This window comes from Streptomyces sp. AHU1 (genome assembly GCF_045343905.1).
Lineage (GTDB): Bacteria > Actinomycetota > Actinomycetes > Streptomycetales > Streptomycetaceae > Streptomyces > Streptomyces triticiradicis.
Window position 1 is genome coordinate 8,933,528 of record NZ_CP174283.1, and the last position, 17,910, is coordinate 8,951,437.

Here is a 17,910-nt window from a genome sequence, read left to right on the forward strand (position 1 = left end):
CTTTCCTGTATTTTTCTTGCGAAAAAGGGTGGATTGTTACTCCTGGGGCGCCTAGTCTGAGTGCAGACAGCAATTCGAATGCATATTCGATCCGAGCGACGGTCACGCGGGGGCACGTCCTGCCGGACGAGGACCGCGTCCCCTGCCGGCCAGGCCCACCCGGAACCGCCGTCGCAGACGCCAGGAGAACGGCGTGAACCTCACCTTCACCACCGCCACCAAGGAACAGGCCAAGGCCCGCATCGCGCTCGCCGGTCCCACCGGGTCGGGCAAGACCTACACTGCCCTGGTCGTCGCCGCCGGGCTCGGCGAGCGGGTCGCCCTGATCGACACCGAGCACGGCAGCGCCGCCAAGTACGCCGACGAGTTCGACTTCGACACCCTCCCGCTCACGACGTTCCAGCCCACCACCCTCGTCGACGCGCTCGCGGTGGCCGCCCACGAGGGCTACGACGTCATGATCGTCGATTCCCTGAGCCACTTCTGGTCCGGCACCGGCGGGATGCTGGAGCAGGTCGACAACGCGGCCAAGCGCCTCGGGGCGGGCGGCAACTTCGCCGGCTGGAAGGAGGCCCGCCCCCAGGAGCGGGCGATGATCGACGCCCTGCTCGCCTACCCCGGTCACCTCATCGTCACCATGCGCACCAAGACCGAGTACGTCGTGGAGGCCGACGAGCGCGGCCGCAAGGTGCCACGCAAGATCGGGCTCAAGCCCGAGCAGCGGGAGGGCATCGAGTACGAATTCGACATCGTTGGCGATCTCGACCACGAGAACACCCTGGTGATCTCCAAGTCCCGGGCGAAGCCGCTGTCCGGGACGGTGCTCCACAGGCCGGGTCCGGAGTTCGCCGAGGCCGTCCTCGACTGGCTGGAGGCCGGCAAGCCCGTCCCCTCCGTTTCCGACTACGTCACGGCGGCCACCGCGCCGGGCGCCAGCCACGAGGAACTGCGCGACCTGTACGAGAAAGCCCGGCGGCACAACCTGCTCGGCGCCGCCGTCCTGGACGACACCGGGGAGACCCACACGCTCGGCCAGCTGATAGTGCGCCACGGCACCGTGGCGGCGAGGAACAGGGTCGCCGAGGACGTCGAGTCCGGGGCCGGGACCAGGCGGGCGAACGGGACCAAGCAGGAGAACGGGGCCAAGCGGAAGGACAAGTCCGCATGAGCCTCAAGGAGCACGCCACCCGGGTCGCCGTGCTCCGGGTGCTGCGCGACGCCGTCGACGCCGAGTACCAGACCGAGCGCCGCGAGGTCCTCGAGGGGCTGCGCGCGGCCCGTGCCGAGCTGAACCTGAAGTCGGTCCGGGTGGCCCTGCCGGACGACACACCGGTCGCCACCCTCACCCTCGTCGACCCCAAACCGACGGTCGTGGTCACCGACGAAGAGGCCTTCACCGCCTGGGTGGCCGAGAACCACCCCGGCGAGGTGGAGACGCTGGTCCGGGTGCGCCCCAGCTGGCAGCGGCAATTTCTCGCCCGGCTGACCTGCCTCGAGCCGGTCGCCGACCCGTACACCGGCGAGGCGATCCCGGGGCTGTGTGTGCTGTCGGCCTCCGAACCGCGGTCGTTCAGCCTGCGCCCCCTGCCCGGCGGGCGGGAACGGATCGCCCGCGCCTTGCACATCGGCACGCTCGACCTGCGCCGTCTGCTCCCCCTCGAGGGAGGCGAGGATCCATGACCGCTGTCGTCGCCCACCCCGACCGGGACACGCTCGACACGGTGTGGTTCCTGGTCTCCCAAACCGGTCACCTCGATTGTGGCCGCTGGACGTTCGAGGACGACAAGCGGCTGCGGTGCGCCTGCGGGGCCGTCCTGTACGTGTACCAGCAGCCGGCGGATGCGGCGGGAAGCGGCGCACCGGCGTCAGCCGGGACGTTCCCCCGCGGAAGGGAAGAGCGCATGCTGCCAGCCGAGACGGCCCAGCTCGTCGCACTGGTCGCGGCGATGTGCCCCTCGATGCACCTGGAAGACACCACGACGGACGCCTGGCACCTGCTGCTCGCCGACCTGGACGTCGCCGATGTACAGGCGGCTGTGATCCGGCTGGGCAGGCAGCGGTCCGACATCGCCGCCGCCGACATCCGCGCCGAGGTGCGCGCGATCCGGGAGGAGCGGCTCGCCCGCAACCCGCTGCCACTTCCGGACAGCGACCCCGACGATCCGCGCCGTTATCGTGCGGAACTCCTCGCGCTGGTGACCGCGATCGCCTCAGGACAGCGAGTTCGGCGCACACCCGCCGCCGCGGGCAGTCCGCCCTCCCACCTCACCGGCTCGAAGCGCGACGCGCGTGTCCGGTCCCTCCGCGTGCCCTGTCCCTGGTGCGGGGCCGCCGCAGGCCGTCCCTGCACCGTCCCCCGGCTCGGAATCCCGCTGAGGAGGTCCCCTGCCCACCAGGCACGGCTCCTCGCAGCCGGGCTCGCCGAGCCCGGGCCGAGACAGGAAGGGGGAACGGGGCGAACCCGGTGACCGCCCCGACTCGGGGAAAAGCCACGTACCGGAGCCCCGCCACCCCTCGCCACCGCGACTCCCCTGGAGACCCGCGCCGCCCAGCTCACCCCTCACACCTGCCCGGAGCGGCGCAGCCTCCCCTCCCGGCACCATCACCACCGGTACGAGGCTGCCCGTCGAACTCGAACCGGCACGGGTGAGGAACCACCCGTCGCACGAGAGGAAAACCGCCATGGTCGGTGAAACCGTCATCACCGTCGTCGGCAACCTGACCGACGACCCCGAGCTGCGCCTCACCCCGTCCGGCGACACGGTCGCGCACTTCACCGTCGCCTCCACGCCCCGCGCCTTCGACCGGCAGAGCAACGAATGGCGGGACGCCGAGACGCTGTTCCTGCGCTGCTCGGTCTGGCGGCAGGAGGCGGAGCACGCCGCCGAGTCCCTGACCCGCGGCACCCGCGTCATCGTCCAGGGGCGGCTGCGCCAGCGGACGTACGAGACCCGGGAGGGCGAGAGGCGGACCGTCATCGAGCTGGAGGCCGACGAGATCGGCCCGTCGCTGCGGTTCGCCGCCGTGACGATCACCAAATCCCCGCACACCGCCGTCCCCGCCGGTTCCCGCGGCGGCCGCCGTCCTCCCGCCGAGGACCTGTTCACCTCGCCCGGCGGCGGCGAGCGGCCGGTCCCCGCCGAGAGCGGACAGCATGCCCTCCACGAGGAGACGGAGCCCTTCTGACGGGTCGGTGCACCCGTGCGCCGGCCGCGACCACACACCGCACCCATCCGAGGCGGACCCCATGAAGGAACAGGACCGCGAGGAAGCGCTCGAACTCGCCCTCGCCCAGATCGAAAAAAGGTTCGGCGCGGGCTCGGTGATGCGCCTGAGCGATGAGCCGGAGGTCCCCGTCGAGGTCATCCCCACCGGCTCGATCGCCCTGGATCTCGCCCTCGGTGTCGGCGGCCTGCCGCGCGGCCGCGTGGTGGAGATCTACGGCCCGGAGTCCTCCGGCAAGACGACCCTGGCCCTGCACGCCATGGCCAACGCGCAGAAGGCAGGCAGGACCGCGGCGTTCATCGACGCCGAGTACGGCCTCGACCTCGAGTACGCCAAGCGGCTCGGCGTCGACACCGACACCCTGCTGGTCTGCCAGCCGGACAACGGCGAACAGGCCCTGCAGATCGCCGACACCCTCATCCACTCCGGCGCCCTGGGCCTCATCGTCATCGACTCCGTCGCCGCGCTGGTGCCGCGCGCGGAGATCGAGGGCGAGATGGGCGACCCGCACGTCGGCCTGCAGGCCCGGCTGATGAGCCAGGCGCTCCGGAAGATCTCCGGCGCGCTGAGCCACTCCGGAACCACGATGATCTTCATCAACCAGCTGCGCGAGAAGATCGGAGTGGTCTTCGGCTCGCCGGAGACCACGACCGGTGGCCGCGCCCTGAAGTTCTACGCCTCGGTCCGCCTGGACATCCGCCGGATCGAGACCCTCAAGGACGGCACCGAGCCGGTGGGCAACCACACCCGCGTCAAGGTGGCCAAGAACAAGGTCGCCCCGCCGTTCAGGCAGGCCGAGTTCGACATCCTCTACGGCCGGGGCATCAGCCACGAGGGCGAGCTGATCGACCTGGGCGTCCAGCAAGGCCTCGTCCGCAAGTCCGGCACCTGGTACACGTACGAGGGCGACCGGCTCGGCCAGGGCAAGGAGAACGCCCGCGCCTTCCTCGGGGACCACCCCGACCTCACCGACGAGATCGAGAAGAAGACCAGGGAGAAACTGGGAATCGGGGCGAAGCCGGAGGCCCCGGCGGCGGAGCCCTGGGCGGACAGGGCGAACCGAGCGGCCGCACCCGGCACCGTGCCGTTCGACTCGGCCGCGGCCGGCCGACGCTCCACCGGGCCGGCCGCGTCGGCCCCGAGCGGTCCGGCCCCCCGCGTCCTCCTCGACGGCACCCAGGCCGGGCCGTGAAGACCAGCCGGCCGCTCCCTCACTCCGGCGCGAGGCGAACGCCGGAGAACCGTGGCGGCACCATGTTCCCCGGCGCCGCCACGCCTCGGGACGAGACGCCGACCCCGGGCAGGACCGCCGTCGGCCGGCCCACTGCGGCGGAGCCTGTCCACCGGCCGGCCGCGGCCGCCGCCGACGGCGAGGACCGGGTCACCGAGGCGGCGTTGCGCCCCAAGGACCTGGACGCCTTCATCGGCCAAGCACGGGTCCGCGAGCAGCTCGACCTCGTCCTCAGGGCCGCGCGGCAGCGGAGCGTCACCGCCGACCACGTGCTGCTCTCCGGCGCCCCGGGGCTCGGCAAGACCACCCTGGCGATGATCATCGCCGCGGAGATGGGAGCCCCGCTGCGCATCACCTCCGGCCCCGCCATCCAGCACCCCGGGGACCTGGCGGCGGTCCTGACCTCGCTCACCGGGGGTGAGGTCCTCTTCCTCGACGAGATCCACCGGATGTCCCGGCCCGCCGAGGAGATGCTCTACCTGGCGATGGAGGACTTCCGCGTCGACATCGTCGTCGGCACCGGCCTCGACGCGACCGCCATGTCCCTCGAGCTGCCGCCGTTCACCCTCGTCGGCGCCACCGTCCGGGCCGGCCTGCTGCTCCCGCCGCTGCGCGACCGCTTCGGCTTCACCGCCCACATGGAGTTCTACGACCCGGCCGAACTGGAGCGCGTCATCAACCGCTCCGCCCGGCTGCTGGAGGTGGAGGTCGAGCCCGCGGGCGCCGCCGAGATCGCCGGCCGCTCCCGCGGCACGCCCCGCATCGCCAACCGGCTGCTGCGCCGGGTGCGGGACTACGCCGAGGTCACCGCGGACGGAGCGGTCACCCGCCAGATCGCGTCCGCGGCCCTGGGGGTCTACGAGGTCGACGGTCGTGGCCTGGACCGCTTGGACCGGGCCGTGCTGCACGCCCTGCTGAAGCTGTTCGGTGGCGGACCGGTCGGTCTGTCCACCCTCGCGGTCGCCGTGGGGGAGGAGCGGGAGACGGTGGAGGAGGTCGCCGAGCCGTTCCTGGTCCGGGAGGGGCTGCTGGCCCGGACGCCCCGGGGGCGGGTCGCGATGCCCGCCGCCTGGGCCCACTTCGGGCTCGTACCGCCTCCCGGGCCGTCCCGGGCCGCGCCCCCGGGACACCAGAACGGCAATTCCGGACAGGACGACCCACCCGGAGGCCGCACCGGACCGACCACCTCCCCGGCCGCTCCCCGGCACCGGCCCCCGTGACGGTGAGACCCATGGCTGCCCGTACGAGAACCGCCAAGAACCGGCCGTCCTACCGCTGCACCGAGTACTTCCGGCAGAAGCCGAGCTTCTTCGGGGAGTACGACACCGGCAGGTCCTTGGTCTGCCGGCGGTACAAGCGAGGCAGCCTTCCGGGCCGGCAAGACTGGTGGTCCAGTGCGTCGATTGCGGGGCGCTGGGCCGCGTACGGTCCGGATCTCGGTGGCGGCCACGGCCGGTGACGATGCAAGCGGGGCCGAGCAGCGTTGGTGCGTGGGGGCCGGCCGGCCGGGCCCCGCGACAAGCGGAAGTGCCTACTGGCCGATGCGCTGCCACTGCCGGCCGGTGCCCCCGGGCGACGCCAGGAAGCGCGCCCGGGGGCGGGTCTTGAGGTGAGGGGCGACCGGACGCCGGGGCAGGAGTCGGCTGTCGCTGGACGATGCCGCCCCGGCGCGCCGATGCGCCCCGCTCGGGACGAGTCACGGGCTCCGCGGGGAATCGCCGGCCCGTCAGGAGCGTCTCGCCGGGGCGAAGGGCCGTCCAGATGCCGGACCAGGTCAGGACGGCGATCGCAGCGGTCGGGAACTTGGTCCGTACACGGTCCAGGGCGTCCCCGACCCCCCCTGGCCGCGAGCGGCAGCACCAGGTCCTGGCCGGCGACGTCCTCCGGCCAGCCGCTCTCGGCGTGCCGCAGGACGAGCAGCCGGCGCGGTCGGCCTTCGGCGGATCCGGCGTGCTCAGGAGTCCCGGTGGAGGGCGGCACATCCTTGAGCGTAAGAGGTGGGGCGCCGAACGGCCATGGACGCTACGGGTACGTCCGCACGTCGTCGTCGTAGTCGCGGGCCGATCCCGTACGAGCTCGAGCAGTGCGCCCGTCGCCAGATTCGCAAGGGTCGTGCTCTCCAGGACCTGGCGCAGACTCGTCCGCACAGCACGCCCCCATCCGGCAGGGGAGCCGCCGCACCCCGGTACTCCAGCCCCGTCAGCTTCATGCCCCGCACGCCGACGAGTGGTCCGTCCATCGCGCGGAGGACGTCGGCGAGGGTGATCTCCGTCCAGCTGTGCGAAGGGGCGGCCCGACGTCGTACCCCGCTCGATCTGATCCTCGTCGACCCCGCTCCAGAGGCGGGCTGGGGCACCGTGTACGTCACCGAGGTTCCCGAGCACCGGGTCGACGTGCCCGTCGGTGGCATGAGCTGCTGCCCGGACGACCTGGGTCGCTTCCGGCGTCGGCTCTGCCGGCACGGCGAAGTCCACCGTCACCGCGGCGGACTTCGCCTTCCGGTACCGCTACCCAGAGCGAGACCCTCTACAGGCAGGGCCGCTGTCGCGTCTGCGATCTGCCGGTCTCACTCTGTAAGCGCACCGACTCCGTGTGCTGCTCCACGAAATGCCGCACGCGGGCATGGCGGCGGCGCCGTCAGGCTGCTGCAGGCAAAGCGTGAGGATCCGAACGGCCATTGCATCACCCGTCACCGCGTGACGAATGTTTATGAAACGGAAGAGATCAGCCACCGGCTGACGAAATTCACCAAAGGTGACGTCGGATCCTGCGCATGACGTCTCCTGGAACGATCTTCGGGCCTGACAGGCACAACTCCGGCCGGGTTCCAGTCGCGAAGCTGCTCATCGGGTCCATTCAGGGTCTCCCGCACCTGTGCGGCGCGGCCCGGTACGGGAACCGTGCTTGTGCCCTGGGCCTAAGCCCGCCGATCCTTCCGGACGGTCCTTCATCGCCCCTGTCCGGGATCGAATGGCTCCTCGCAGGGGACACGAAAATCTATGTTGGCTGGAGTAGACATTCCTTGATCGCCTGGCTACGATTTTTCTCGTAGCCGAGATCGCAAGGGCCCGGCAGACACGAACTGCCGGGCAGCAGTACCAGTGGTTGCAGTTGGCAGGACGGTGCGGTGGTGAAGTTCCGAAGCCAAGGTTGTCGCAGGTCGGCGACGGGGCTGACGACCGGACCGGGCGGCCCGCAGTGATCAGGGGCCGCCGCGAGCAGGACCGCAGTTGAAGTTGCAGTACCTGTAGGTGCAGTTCGCGCTATCCAGCAGCGAAGGTGTGTCAGTGGTACCTCGGTGAAGGCGTCGGCTGCGGGCGCGCGCACCGGGAAGTTCGGCAGCGGGGTTCTAAGCCAGAGCAGATGCAGGACGGGCGACGGGGCTGGCTGCCGAAGAGTGGCGCTTCCTCAGGTCACGACGGAACACGCAGTAGAGCAGTGCCAGCATCACGCAGTCCCCCTTTGGTAATTGTTGGTCAAGAGGGAAAGAACGGAGGGGCGAGGCGCCATCAGGATCGCCCGGGCGAAGTGACTGAGCCCGGGTACCGCAGGACATCGATAGTGAGGTGGTCTCCGGTCGAGCAACCGCGATCCCCGCGCATCCGACAGCACCACGGTCGGACCCGCGGAAACAGTAGGCCGGTGCAGTATCAGGGCCGGCAGATGGTGTAGCAGTTCCTTCGGGGCCCTGGCACACATGGTGCCAGGGCCCCTCAACGCGTTCCACGAGAGAGGTGCAATGACAGCAGAGGACTCATACGGCCGACTCGACGACGATGACTACCCCGCCTACACGATAGGCCGGGCCGCCGAGATGCTCGGCACCACCCAGGGCTTCCTCCGCGCGATCGGTGAAGCCCGCCTGATCACCCCGCTGCGCTCCGCGGGCGGCCACCGCCGCTACTCCCGCTACCAGCTGCGCATCGCTGCCCGCGCCCGCGAACTTGTCGACCGGGGCACTCCGGTCGAGGCCGCCTGCCGCATCATCATCCTCGAAGACCAGCTCGAAGAAGCCCATCAACTGAACGCCGCATACCGGCGCAAGACCGGAATGGCGGACCCGACGACCGCAGTTTAAGAGGTCATCTTTCTTAGCGGGCCTCGGCAGCAGAGCTCCGGCGATGACTCACCGGAGCCCTTTCACGTTCCAGCAGGCAAGTCCGCGCTTCGGTGTCCGTCTGACCGAGGAAAACAGGCACGAGCCGGTACCCGGACAGCAGGATGGCCCCGACCGGCGCGTGCCGGTGGGGCCCACACCGCGCGTCGAGCGGAATTTTGCCGCAGTGGTTCCTCAGTGGTCGGAGTAGCTGAAGTCGCCCATGGTCCAGGCGCTGACGTCCTCGATCGCAACGCGGTACATCCCGCCCGTCTCCGGGATCCCCACTGTGCCCTGGAGGATCCGGGCGACATGGAAGTGCAGATGCGTGGGCGGCCCGTTCTTCTTTGCGGGGGTACCGAAGACGGCGGAGAACTCGCCCAAGCGGGCGGAATCCGTCAGTACCTCCGACACCCTCTGCCTCCACACGGCTTCGGGAGCCAGCCGACCGGTGATGACAGCACCCCCGGTGACCACGGTCAGGGACATCTGGTTGCTCTGCCCGGACTCCACCAGGGCGGCGATGTCAACGAGCAGCTCGTCAGGCTTAGACATGGGAAAGATTATATTTAGTGGCCGTCCGGCTTTTGAGTGGTGGCGACCATGGGCGGAGCGGGCGTTTACGGCATGGGCGCCGGAAGGTCCGGCGGGCGACCACGGTGGCGCGTGCGAGGCGATGAAACCTGGGTCAGCCGAAGCCGACGCTCCCATCGTTCTGATTGACTGATCGTTTCAGAATGCCGCTCGACGAAGGCGCCGGAGGCCCCTGTGTGCCAAACGCTTCGAGACGTGGGCGGGAGAAGTCGCATGGAACGGAGCTCGGCTTCGGAAGGGCCTCGCACGGTGACAGTGCGTGATCTTGTGCGCGGCGTCGTTACCGCGCTCCTCGGATGTCGGTGATGGAGTGAATCACTCGTGTCCGTTTGAGGGTCGGCCAAGCCACTCTTCACTGTTCAGTGCGGCAGGCGGTGGTCGCGCGGCTGCAGGAACACTTCATCCGCGTAGCACCAGGCCCATGCTTCGCTGCCCGGCTCCACGGACTGTACGAGTGGGTGACCGCTCGATTCGTAGTGAGCTGTGGCGTGGGCGCCTGGTGCGCTGTCGCTGCACCCTACGTGGCCGCAGGTCAGGCAGAGTCGCAGCCGTGTCTCCTCGCGCCCCTGGGCGGAGCACTCCACGCACAGGTGGCTTTGGGGCGCTGGTGTCGGGCCTGCGTCGGCGGCATGGGGACATCCGTGGCCTTGCGGGCGGCCCCCGTCCGGCCGTACCACCCACTCGGTCATGGTGTCGCCTTTCGACTGCTGGCGGTCGTGGTCGGAATATCCAGTACTTCGTTCATGCAAGGACAGACGGATGCACAGCTGCGGACCTCGGCGACGGAAGCCGCTGAACCAGCGACTGCGTGCAGGAGGAAGGTATCGAGGTGCACCGGTGAGGGCGGCGACTGGTGCTGTATCTGCGATTCCACGCCGGCCGCTGATCTTGATCATTGACCTCGCTGCTGCTCCAGGCGGACGTGTTCGGTGAGGGTTTCGATTCGTTTCACGGTCTTTCCCGGCTCGTGGTGTGGGGCTGGCCTGCAGTTCTTCGAGCCAGGTGGGCGTCCAGGTCCGGGCTTGGAGGGTTGGGGCACGTCGGCGGGACGGGCGGTCTTCACGCGGAGGTGGCGGAACCCCCGGCGAACCCGGGCGAGGGTGAGCCGACGCGGCTCGGCGGGCCGTTCTCGAGGTCGGCGCAAGTCCTCGGCGAAGGGGCCGGGCAAGGCGGAATTGGGTGTGGGCGGCGATGATCAGCCAGGTCCACAGATCTGCCGTGTGCGGATCGCGGACCTTGGGGCGGTCCAGCCCAGGGTCTGTTTGAACAGCCGGAAGGTATGTTCAAGATCGAACCTGCGGAGGAACGCCTGTCGGCGCAAGTCGACGTCCTGGCCGGTCATCCTGGTGAGCGAGGACCACAGCCACACCGGCTTCGGATCGCGGTCGCCGGGCAGGTGTTCGACCTTCAGCCAGATCAACGTGCCGTGGATCAAAAGGAGTTCGCCGCAGTGGTCGAGCCAGGGACCGCGGGCCTGCAATCGGAGGTGCATCCGGTCCCAGGCGAGGGCTTCGGACGTGTCGCAGCGGCTGGTATCGCAGGTGGTGGCCTGGTCGGGGGTGTGCCAGGAGGTCGGCGTGGAGAAGGCGAGGACGCCGCCGTGTCTGTGGGGCTGTCCGCCGCGTGGGGTGGAGCGGTGTGGTCGGCATCCCGGAGCATGACCCGGTCCGAGCGGAGTCGGCCGACCAGTTCCACGGGCAGGTCTGCCAGGACGTGGGCGAGGCGGGTGACGTCGTAGCCGGTGTCCATGACGACGAGGATGTCCGCGTCACCCGGCCGTCTCTGCCTTGCATGCACGAGTCGGGTGACCACCTCGCGCAGCTGGGCGGCGGTCACCGCGGTGGCGTCGTCGGCCGGCCCGAGCCGGATCGCGTCCAGCACAGCTGTCCAGGACGTGCGTCCCGTCTCCAACGCGGCGACGAAGGAGTAGGGGCATGTCGACTTCAGCCGACCGCGATCGTGCAGTACTCGGAGGGGACGGCGGCAAGTTCACACGCGGCAGCATCCTGCTCGCCCTCAGTTCGGTGTTGCTGCAGATACGCCGCTGTCGCACGCGTCCCGGCACCGAAGCAGGTCGGATTCTGCACCACGATCAGGCTGAGGATCTTCACCTTGGTCGACTCCATCGTCCAACTTGCGGAGACGGAGTCGGCGTAGTCGGCATCGCGGGACTCCCGTTGCTTGTGCTTCCGGAACTGGCCAGCCCGCTTTTCGAAGTCCTGGTGGGCCTGCTCGCACGTGGCTGAGCGCTCGGACGCGCCGTTGTGTCGCATTGCACCGACGGCATAGCCGCCCGAGGCGAGCGTGAGTGCTCCTGCGCCGACCAGCGCGATCATCGAACGCTTCATGGCCGGGGATCGTATACGCCCAGGTGAGGCCGCTCGCCACCGGAGTCCGTCGGCCTGCGGTCGACAATGTGTCAGAGGTCGGCTCCGAGACTTTGAACAGGAGCTGTCGTGGGGCGAGTCGTCATGGCCTCGTGAGCTTCCAGCGAGTCAGGCAGGCGCGGGACCAAGCGGGCGAACACCGAGCACGCAGCCGCGACTTCTGCCGAGATGGTCATCGCTGTTTGTCGTCCACAGTAGGAGCAACCTAGCGCCTGTGTGATGTTGTGATCAGTCGGTGGGTTCTGCCCTCTTCGGGCGGTGGAACCCGGTAGGACATGGGTTGTGACTCGCAGGCAACTCACCGACGATCAGTGGAAGTTCATCGAGCCGTACCTGCCGATCGGTGAGTACGGCCCCTATCCCGAGCGGCTGCGAGAGCAGTTCGAGGGAGTGATCTGGCGGTTCCGGTCCAGTGGCCAGTGGCGGGAGATGCCCGCCGAGTTCGGCCCCTGGGCCACCGTCTACGGACGTTTTCGGGTCTGGCGCAACGCCGGTGTCTTCTCCGCTCTGCTGGAAGGCATGATCGCCGAGGCAGCCCGCGCCGAGCAGACCGACCTGTCGCTGGTCAGCGTGGATTCCACAACGGTCCGTGCCCACCACGACGCTGCAGGGATGCGGGTGAGTGAGAACCTCATGGAGGTGCTGGAGGAGGCCGCGCGGGAGCAGGAGCAAGCCCGGCAAAAGGGGGCGGGACGCAGGAACAGAACGGACAGGCCGAGCGGCGGCGCGTCCGACGCCGGCTCCGTTTGAAACAGGCCCTGCTCGGCAGGTCCCGGGGCGGCCTGACCAGCAAAATCCATCTCGCCTCGGACCGCAGATGCCGCCCGCTCGTGCTCGTCCTGACCGCGGGACAGGCGGCCGACAGCCCGCAGTTCATCCCCGTCCTGCAAAGGGTGCGCATCCGGCTGCCCGTCGGCCGTCCCCGCACCAGGCCTGGCGCGGTCGCCGGGGACAAGGCCTACTCGTCCCGCGGAAACCGCGCCTACCTGCGCAGACGCAACATCAAAGCGGTCATTCCGGAGAAGAGGGACCAGGCCGCCAACCGGAAGAAGAAGGGTGCCAGAGGTGGCCGGCCCGTCAGTCACGACGTCGATCTCTACAAGGAGCGCAACACCGTCGAGCGCCTGATCAACAAACTGAAGGCATGGCGAGGCATCGCCACCCGATACGACAAGTCGCCCGAGAGCTACCTCGCCGGCCTCCACCTCCGCGCCGCAATGATCTGGATCAACGACCTCCTGAAGACCCCAGGCTGATCACAACATCACACAGGCCCTAGTGCCGGTCAAACATTGGCCCTAGGTGTATTGCCCTGTGAGGTTGTGGACACTCCACGGGCGGGGCAGCCGGCCCGCCGGGCTTGGCAGGGGAGGCCGTAGGGTTCTGCCTCGTGCACCAGCTTGAGATTTCCGACCTGATCACGGCGGTGGAACCGCATAGCGGCCGCCGGCTCCCGGTCCGACGCGCCGAGGTGATCCAGCAGCTCCGTGAGAGCGGAGACGAGCGGGCGGTCCGGATCGTCGCCGAGCTGCCCTCGGATCGGGACGGCGTACTCGACCCGCACGTCGTGGACCGCCTGCTCATCAGCGTGCACACCGAGCTCCAGCGCCTGAGCGAGGAGCTGCGTGTCGGGGAACGGCTGGTCCACCTGCTCGGCCCGCTCTTCACCGCAATTCGGTCGACTGGCGCACGGTCCGGCCCGTACCGCCTGGTCGACGTCGGCTGCGGCTTGGGCTACCTGGTCCGCTGGCTGGCGGCCACCAACGCCCTCGGCGCGGACGTCGAGCTGGTCGGGGTCGACCTCGACGCCGCACTGGTCGGCGAAGCGGAACGACTGGCCCGCGCGGAGGGGCTCGGCTGCCGCTTCGTCCACGGAAACGCCTTCGACCTGCCGGAGGCGGCGACCGTCTACGTCTCCACCGGTGTGCTGCACCACTTCCGCGGCCCGGCCCTGGCCGAGTTCTTCCAGGCTCAAGCCGCTACACCGGCGCATGCCTTCTGCCACTACGACATCGCCGCAACCCGCCTGGCCCCCATCGGCGCCTGGGTGTTCCACCACGCCCGGATGCGCCACCCCCTCGGCCGCCACGACGGCGTCGTCTCCGCGCGGCGCGCACACAGCGACGAGACACTGCTGCGCGCCGCCGCCGCACCCGGCATCCGACCACTGCTGTACGAACCGCGCGGTTCGGTGAACCCGTTCTGCACCACGTTGCGGCCGGTCATCGGAGTGCGCCCGCACCTGGAGGCGCCGCTACGCCTGGCGCTGGGACGGGCCGCGCGCCGACTGGTCGGCCCGGAGCACCTGGCCGAGGCCACCGGATGACGCCCGCCACACTGCTCGCGCTACTCGGCCTGATCGACGCGTCGTTCAGCGGATTCCGCGCCTACGCCGGCCGTGACGCCCGTATCCGCAAGCACCGGGCCACGGCACGAGCGGCCCTGCGCGGGCTGGCCGTCGGAGCCGTTCTGCTGCTCGCCCCCGCGCTGACCGCCTCCTTCTTGTTGTTGACCGCGTCCGACCGGGCCGAGACCTTCGACACGCTGGCCGCCGGAGGCCTCGGCTACTTGATCCCGCTCGCCCTCTACACCGCCGTCGTACTGGTCTCGCTCGCCGCGTACTTCGCCCTGCCCTTCCGGGCCAGCACCCTCGCAGTGGTCATCGGCCTCGGCCCGCTGACCCTGCTGCGCCCGCTCGCCATTGCCGCAGCCTGCCTCGGCGCGCTCATCAACGGTGGCGGAGCCCCGGCGCTTCTGGTCGGCACGATCGCAGGCGCCGCCGTGCTGTGCGTCGAACCCGCGGTGCACCGACGCTGGTACCACCACGTGCAGTAGAAAACCCGGGTGGCGACGCGCGGTTGCCATCGAACGTCACCGCGATGGCTGAGCCGGCGCTGCCCCTTCTTATGAAGATCGAACTCGCCACAGTTCGGGTGCCTCGCCTTGTGCAGACCACGTTACGACACGAGTGATGGCGGCACCACGGTTGAGCGATTCATCGGGACGTCCGGGTCGTTTCAGTTCGGGCAGTTTCCGTCCGGCACGCACCAACCCTCACGCCCCGGCGCTAAGGGCTGTCCCGTAATCCCCGGTGGATCAGCGGTCGGCGGGGGAGTGTGCACCGGCGCGGCCGTGACGAGATTTTGGGGACCGCGTATAGCGACCGGGACCTGGCGGTCTTCCTTGAAGCCGCTGGCGTGCATGATGCGGACATGGTGCTGGACGATCCGCACTGGGTGGAGTGGAGAGACCTGCCCGCTCACCGGCGGGACGCGGCCTGAGCGTCCTGTTCGAGACGTGGAGGGCTCGGGGCGGTCTGAGGTCGCGGAGAAACTCCACTGCCTCCTCGCCGAGTATCCCGCCGAGGACTCATAGAGCCAGCGGTGCGCCGGTTGGGGCTGTGGTCGGGTTTGTGGTCGCACCGGTGGAGGCAGTGGTGGGGCCATAGCCCCACGTTGATGACAAAGACTTTTTCGGCTGCCGGAGCTCCGTGCGTCTGTGGGTGCCGCCTGAGCCGTACGTCCGGCCCGCACGTTGCGGGTGCTGCGGCGCGGTGAGGGTGATTCGACCTGCCAGCGGGAGGCAAATATACGCAAAGGCATAGTAGTCCAGACATAATGGGCTCGTTCTGTGCCAACAGGTCACGGCAGTGCCCGGGCGCTCACGGGCGGCCGAGCGCCGAAAGGAGTCCCCTCATGGCAGACGTCAAGGTCGGGCTGTACGTATACGTCGAGGCCAAGCCCGGCAAGGAGGAAGAGGTCGCCGACTTTCTCCGCAAGGGCCTTGACCTCGTGCAGGAGGAGTCCGACACCGTCGCCTGGTTCGCCGTGCGCCTGAGCGCGACCGCCTTCGCGATCTTCGACGCCTTCCCCACCGACTCCGCGCGTCAGACCCACCTCAACGGCCGGCTGGGCAAGGCCTTGATGGAACGAGTGAGCGATCTGTTCTCCCAGCCGCCTTCCATCGAGCGACTCGACGTTCTCGCCCACAAACTTCCCTGAAGACCGGACGCGGCTGATCGGCCCGGCGTGGCCGCCTCCGCCCCCGGTGCTCGCACTCTCTGACCACTCTCGGTACCTGCCGCGCGACGTTGACGGGCAGGGTGAATCTGGTGCTTCGCACGGGCGGGTCCTTCATCCACGTCGTGTACGTCCACAAGCGATGCGGTCCCTCCGAAGTCGTGCATATGGGGCACGACTTCGCCCCGGCTGTGTTCGTCCAGGGCTACGGCACGCTGATGCCCCCAGCAGTAGGGCGCTGGGGGCATCAGCGGAACCGTGGCTTCGATAATCAGTGGGCGTCCGCTGACTTCATGGCCTCGGTGCAGAACCGCACCTGGTCATGGAGCAGCTGCATGCCGAGGAGTGCGGGCGTCTCCAGCTCGTAGTCGTCGCCGAAGGACTTCTTCTCGCGGAGCGCCATTTCGAAGGAGAGCGGGGCGGCGCTTGGGTCTCCGGAAAAGCGCGCACGCGCTCGATCTTCCATGCGGCGGGGAGTCCTGAGTTCACCGGGACGTGGTTTCAGGAGGCCGTCCGTCACAGCCACTCGTTAAGGACCGCGACCAGCACGGTCGCCTCGTATTGGACGGCGAGCTTGTCGTAGCGCGTGGCGACAGCGCGATGTCTCTTGAGGCGGTTGATGCCGTACTCGGCCGCGTGGCGCTGGTGGTAGTCGACCGGGTCGAAATGCGGCGGCCGGCCACCGCGGGAGCCGAGCTTTCGGCGGTTGCGGGCATGGTCGGCCTTATCGGGGATGGTGCAGCGGATCCCGCGACGGCGCAGGTAGGCGCGGTTCTTGTGAGAGGCGTACGCCTTGTTTGCGTGGATCCGGTCGGGGCGGAGGCGTGCCCGGCCCGGCCGGATGCGAGGCACGCGAACCTTCTCCAGCACAGATTCGAACTGGGTCGAGTCCCCGCGCTGTCCTGTCGTGATTACGATCGTCATAGGCTTCTGGCCCTGTTCGACGGTCAGGTGGAGCTTGGTGGTGAACCCGCCGCGTGAACGTCCCGGCCCGTGATCTCCAGACTCGGTGAACACACCGCCCGGTGGTTCCTTCTGCAGGTCGCCCTGCTTGCGAACCCCGGCCGCGTGCTGGTGGGCGCGGCAGACCGTGGAGTCGATGTTCAGGTCTCACACGATCGCGCCCTTCGCGTCGGTCAGGGACTGGAGACGGGTGAGGATCCGGTGCCAGGTGCCGTTCCGCTGCCACCGGCGGAACAGGCCGTAGACCCGATTCCACGGCCCGTACTCGACGGGGATGTCCCGCCACGGAACCCCGGTCCGGACACGAAACCGTATGCCGTCGATCAGCTGCCGTCGAGGCCGGACGGGCGGCCGCCCCGCCCTGACACCCTTCGGCAACAACGGCTCCAGCACCGCCCACTGAGGCAGCGCTGATCGCCGGGTACTGCCACTACCTGCCGTTCTCCTTCACCAGAGACGGGCGGCTTGTGTCAGACCCGCCACTGGGCGACGGAGGCCTTGGGCCCGCTGTGATGAGGAGGCCGCCCACCTCCAGGCCGCTGCGCCGCCAGAGCCGGGGGGCGACCAGGAGCCGGGCCGGGGCCGCGGCTGACTCCGCCGGGTGGCCCTGATGACGCCCCCGCCCTGGGGTGACCACGGGCCCGGCAGGTTGCACCTGCGGCAGGCTTACGCGGGCGCCGGTTCCGGGTGCAGCGAGGCGAGCGGAGAGCGTCGGCCCTTCTCCACCGCGCGCAACTGCTTCCGGTCGATCTTCACCAGGTCCAAATGTGGTGTGGAATTCGGTGAACGTCGCGGAAAAAAATGCCGCTCAGGCTCCGCTGTCGGTGGGGGTACAGGCACGGGCAGAAGCCGACGTCTGGTCCGTCGGCCGGAAACCCGAATGAATACGGGCTTGGAGGGCGTGGCCAAGTGACCCGCGGAGACGAGGGATTGGACACGACGAGCCTTTCCCGGGTCATTCCGCTCCCTGTCCACATGGTGAGATGGCTCACAGACGTGGCCTCGACCGGCCGACTAAGATCATGGAACGAAAGCGCTTAGCTCCGGCATACATGCCACCCCTTCCCGTGCGCGGCTGGCCGCGGCGCGGCGGAAGCGGCGACCATTCCGAGCCTCCGCGTTCGTACATCAGAATGCAAGGATTGGTGTGTACGTCTTAGCCAGTTGGTTTGAACAGCAAGGTGCGGTCCAGTCGTCAGGTCCTGGCGCCGAGCAACTGGACACCCCGCTCGGCGTTCCTGGCCGTCATGACGGCACAGTACGGCAAGCGCGCCGCCCCACGGCGACCTCCGCACCTGACGTACCGTCGGTGGCCCGCGCCCGTCTTCGACACGCCTCGCGCCGCCATCACCGCCGTCGTGTACGACCCGGACAGGCCCTCGCCCGCATGCGCGC

Annotated in this window: 17 protein-coding genes and 2 pseudogenes; 12 read left to right on the forward strand and 7 right to left on the reverse strand. The window is 69.2% G+C overall.

Annotated elements, in window-relative coordinates:
* Positions 1-193 precede the first annotated feature (193 nt).
* The 8 genes from ACICHK_RS39250 (at position 194) to ACICHK_RS39285 (ending at position 8,534) form a co-directional block, all read left to right on the forward strand.
* Positions 194-1,168: an ATP-binding protein gene (locus ACICHK_RS39250; RefSeq protein ID WP_406840728.1), complete on the forward strand. Its 975-nt coding sequence runs from the start codon at positions 194-196 to the stop codon at positions 1,166-1,168.
* Positions 1,165-1,680 (forward strand): hypothetical protein, encoded by a 516-nt coding sequence (locus tag ACICHK_RS39255; protein WP_406840729.1) that lies wholly within the window; start codon positions 1,165-1,167, stop codon positions 1,678-1,680. Before ACICHK_RS39250 ends, ACICHK_RS39255 begins: the two co-directional genes overlap by 4 nt.
* Complete coding sequence (locus tag ACICHK_RS39260) at positions 1,677-2,468, forward strand: hypothetical protein (protein WP_406840730.1); 792 nt, start codon at positions 1,677-1,679, stop codon at positions 2,466-2,468. Before ACICHK_RS39255 ends, ACICHK_RS39260 begins: the two co-directional genes overlap by 4 nt.
* A gap of 214 nt (positions 2,469-2,682) precedes the next feature.
* The gene (locus ACICHK_RS39265) at positions 2,683-3,186 is read left to right on the forward strand and encodes a single-stranded DNA-binding protein (RefSeq protein WP_406840731.1); all 504 of its coding nucleotides are present in this window, start codon (positions 2,683-2,685) and stop codon (positions 3,184-3,186) included.
* 61 nt (positions 3,187-3,247) lie between these two features.
* The gene (recA, locus tag ACICHK_RS39270; protein ID WP_406840732.1) at positions 3,248-4,417 is read left to right on the forward strand and encodes a recombinase RecA; all 1,170 of its coding nucleotides are present in this window, start codon (positions 3,248-3,250) and stop codon (positions 4,415-4,417) included.
* Positions 4,418-4,479: 62 nt separating this feature from the next.
* A complete protein-coding gene (gene ruvB / locus ACICHK_RS39275) occupies positions 4,480-5,676 on the forward strand; it encodes a Holliday junction branch migration DNA helicase RuvB (RefSeq protein WP_406840733.1) in 1,197 nt (398 codons plus the stop codon).
* Positions 5,677-6,663: 987 nt separating this feature from the next.
* Positions 6,664-7,233 (forward strand): FAD/NAD(P)-binding protein, encoded by a 570-nt coding sequence (locus ACICHK_RS39280; protein WP_406840734.1) that lies wholly within the window; start codon positions 6,664-6,666, stop codon positions 7,231-7,233.
* Positions 7,234-8,195: 962 nt separating this feature from the next.
* Positions 8,196-8,534 (forward strand): MerR family transcriptional regulator, encoded by a 339-nt coding sequence (locus tag ACICHK_RS39285; protein ID WP_406840735.1) that lies wholly within the window; start codon positions 8,196-8,198, stop codon positions 8,532-8,534.
* 213 nt (positions 8,535-8,747) lie between these two features.
* Here ACICHK_RS39285 and ACICHK_RS39290 read toward each other — a convergent pair whose 3' ends face one another.
* The 4 genes and pseudogenes from ACICHK_RS39290 to ACICHK_RS39305 all read right to left on the reverse strand — a co-directional run bounded on the left by ACICHK_RS39290 (position 8,748) and on the right by ACICHK_RS39305 (position 11,494).
* On the reverse strand, positions 8,748-9,107 hold the full coding sequence (locus tag ACICHK_RS39290; protein ID WP_406840736.1) for a hypothetical protein: 360 nt from the start codon (positions 9,105-9,107) through the stop codon (positions 8,748-8,750).
* A gap of 398 nt (positions 9,108-9,505) precedes the next feature.
* Positions 9,506-9,835: a UBP-type zinc finger domain-containing protein gene (locus tag ACICHK_RS39295; RefSeq protein WP_406840737.1), complete on the reverse strand. Its 330-nt coding sequence runs from the start codon at positions 9,833-9,835 to the stop codon at positions 9,506-9,508.
* Positions 9,836-10,038: 203 nt separating this feature from the next.
* Positions 10,039-11,078, reverse strand: a pseudogene (locus ACICHK_RS39300) (transposase); the annotation flags it as partial.
* Between the two features lie 11 nt (positions 11,079-11,089).
* Positions 11,090-11,494 carry a hypothetical protein gene (locus ACICHK_RS39305; protein ID WP_406840738.1) on the reverse strand — a complete coding sequence of 135 codons (405 nt, stop codon included), beginning with the start codon at positions 11,492-11,494 and terminating at the stop codon, positions 11,090-11,092.
* A 321-nt stretch (positions 11,495-11,815) separates the two neighbouring features.
* Between ACICHK_RS39305 and ACICHK_RS39310 the strand changes: the two are divergent.
* From ACICHK_RS39310 to ACICHK_RS39325, 4 genes and pseudogenes are all read left to right on the forward strand, one after another.
* Positions 11,816-12,789: pseudogene (locus ACICHK_RS39310) on the forward strand (IS5 family transposase).
* 134 nt (positions 12,790-12,923) lie between these two features.
* On the forward strand, positions 12,924-13,859 hold the full coding sequence (locus tag ACICHK_RS39315) for a class I SAM-dependent methyltransferase (RefSeq protein WP_406840739.1): 936 nt from the start codon (positions 12,924-12,926) through the stop codon (positions 13,857-13,859).
* A complete protein-coding gene (locus ACICHK_RS39320; RefSeq protein ID WP_406840740.1) occupies positions 13,856-14,368 on the forward strand; it encodes a hypothetical protein in 513 nt (170 codons plus the stop codon). The genes ACICHK_RS39315 and ACICHK_RS39320 overlap by 4 nt, the downstream gene beginning before the upstream one ends.
* Positions 14,369-15,228: 860 nt before the next feature.
* A complete protein-coding gene (locus tag ACICHK_RS39325) occupies positions 15,229-15,534 on the forward strand; it encodes a putative quinol monooxygenase (protein WP_406840741.1) in 306 nt (101 codons plus the stop codon).
* Between the two features lie 289 nt (positions 15,535-15,823).
* Here the strand turns inward: ACICHK_RS39325 and ACICHK_RS39330 are convergent, their stop codons facing one another.
* The 3 genes from ACICHK_RS39330 to ACICHK_RS39340 are packed head-to-tail and all read right to left on the reverse strand — an operon-like array spanning position 15,824 to position 16,908.
* Positions 15,824-16,018 (reverse strand): hypothetical protein, encoded by a 195-nt coding sequence (locus tag ACICHK_RS39330; RefSeq protein WP_151472633.1) that lies wholly within the window; start codon positions 16,016-16,018, stop codon positions 15,824-15,826.
* A 50-nt stretch (positions 16,019-16,068) separates the two neighbouring features.
* Complete coding sequence (locus ACICHK_RS39335; protein WP_406841444.1) at positions 16,069-16,659, reverse strand: IS5 family transposase; 591 nt, start codon at positions 16,657-16,659, stop codon at positions 16,069-16,071.
* 3 nt (positions 16,660-16,662) lie between these two features.
* Positions 16,663-16,908 (reverse strand): transposase, encoded by a 246-nt coding sequence (locus tag ACICHK_RS39340; protein WP_406840742.1) that lies wholly within the window; start codon positions 16,906-16,908, stop codon positions 16,663-16,665.
* Positions 16,909-17,910 lie beyond the last annotated feature (1,002 nt).

Coding starts and splice junctions, on each gene's coding strand:
- ACICHK_RS39255 (WP_406840729.1), top strand. CDS start 1,165: ATGAGCCTCAAGGAGCACGCCACCCGGGTCGCCGTGCTCCGGGTGCTG.
- ACICHK_RS39260 (WP_406840730.1), top strand. CDS start 1,677: ATGACCGCTGTCGTCGCCCACCCCGACCGGGACACGCTCGACACGGTG.
- ACICHK_RS39265 (WP_406840731.1), top strand. CDS start 2,683: ATGGTCGGTGAAACCGTCATCACCGTCGTCGGCAACCTGACCGACGAC.
- recA (WP_406840732.1), top strand. CDS start 3,248: ATGAAGGAACAGGACCGCGAGGAAGCGCTCGAACTCGCCCTCGCCCAG.
- ruvB (WP_406840733.1), top strand. CDS start 4,480: ATGTTCCCCGGCGCCGCCACGCCTCGGGACGAGACGCCGACCCCGGGC.
- ACICHK_RS39280 (WP_406840734.1), top strand. CDS start 6,664: ATGCCCCGCACGCCGACGAGTGGTCCGTCCATCGCGCGGAGGACGTCG.
- ACICHK_RS39285 (WP_406840735.1), top strand. CDS start 8,196: ATGACAGCAGAGGACTCATACGGCCGACTCGACGACGATGACTACCCC.
- ACICHK_RS39290 (WP_406840736.1), bottom strand. CDS start 9,107: ATGTCTAAGCCTGACGAGCTGCTCGTTGACATCGCCGCCCTGGTGGAG.
- ACICHK_RS39295 (WP_406840737.1), bottom strand. CDS start 9,835: ATGACCGAGTGGGTGGTACGGCCGGACGGGGGCCGCCCGCAAGGCCAC.
- ACICHK_RS39305 (WP_406840738.1), bottom strand. CDS start 11,494: ATGAAGCGTTCGATGATCGCGCTGGTCGGCGCAGGAGCACTCACGCTC.
- ACICHK_RS39320 (WP_406840740.1), top strand. CDS start 13,856: ATGACGCCCGCCACACTGCTCGCGCTACTCGGCCTGATCGACGCGTCG.
- ACICHK_RS39325 (WP_406840741.1), top strand. CDS start 15,229: ATGGCAGACGTCAAGGTCGGGCTGTACGTATACGTCGAGGCCAAGCCC.
- ACICHK_RS39330 (WP_151472633.1), bottom strand. CDS start 16,018: ATGGAAGATCGAGCGCGTGCGCGCTTTTCCGGAGACCCAAGCGCCGCC.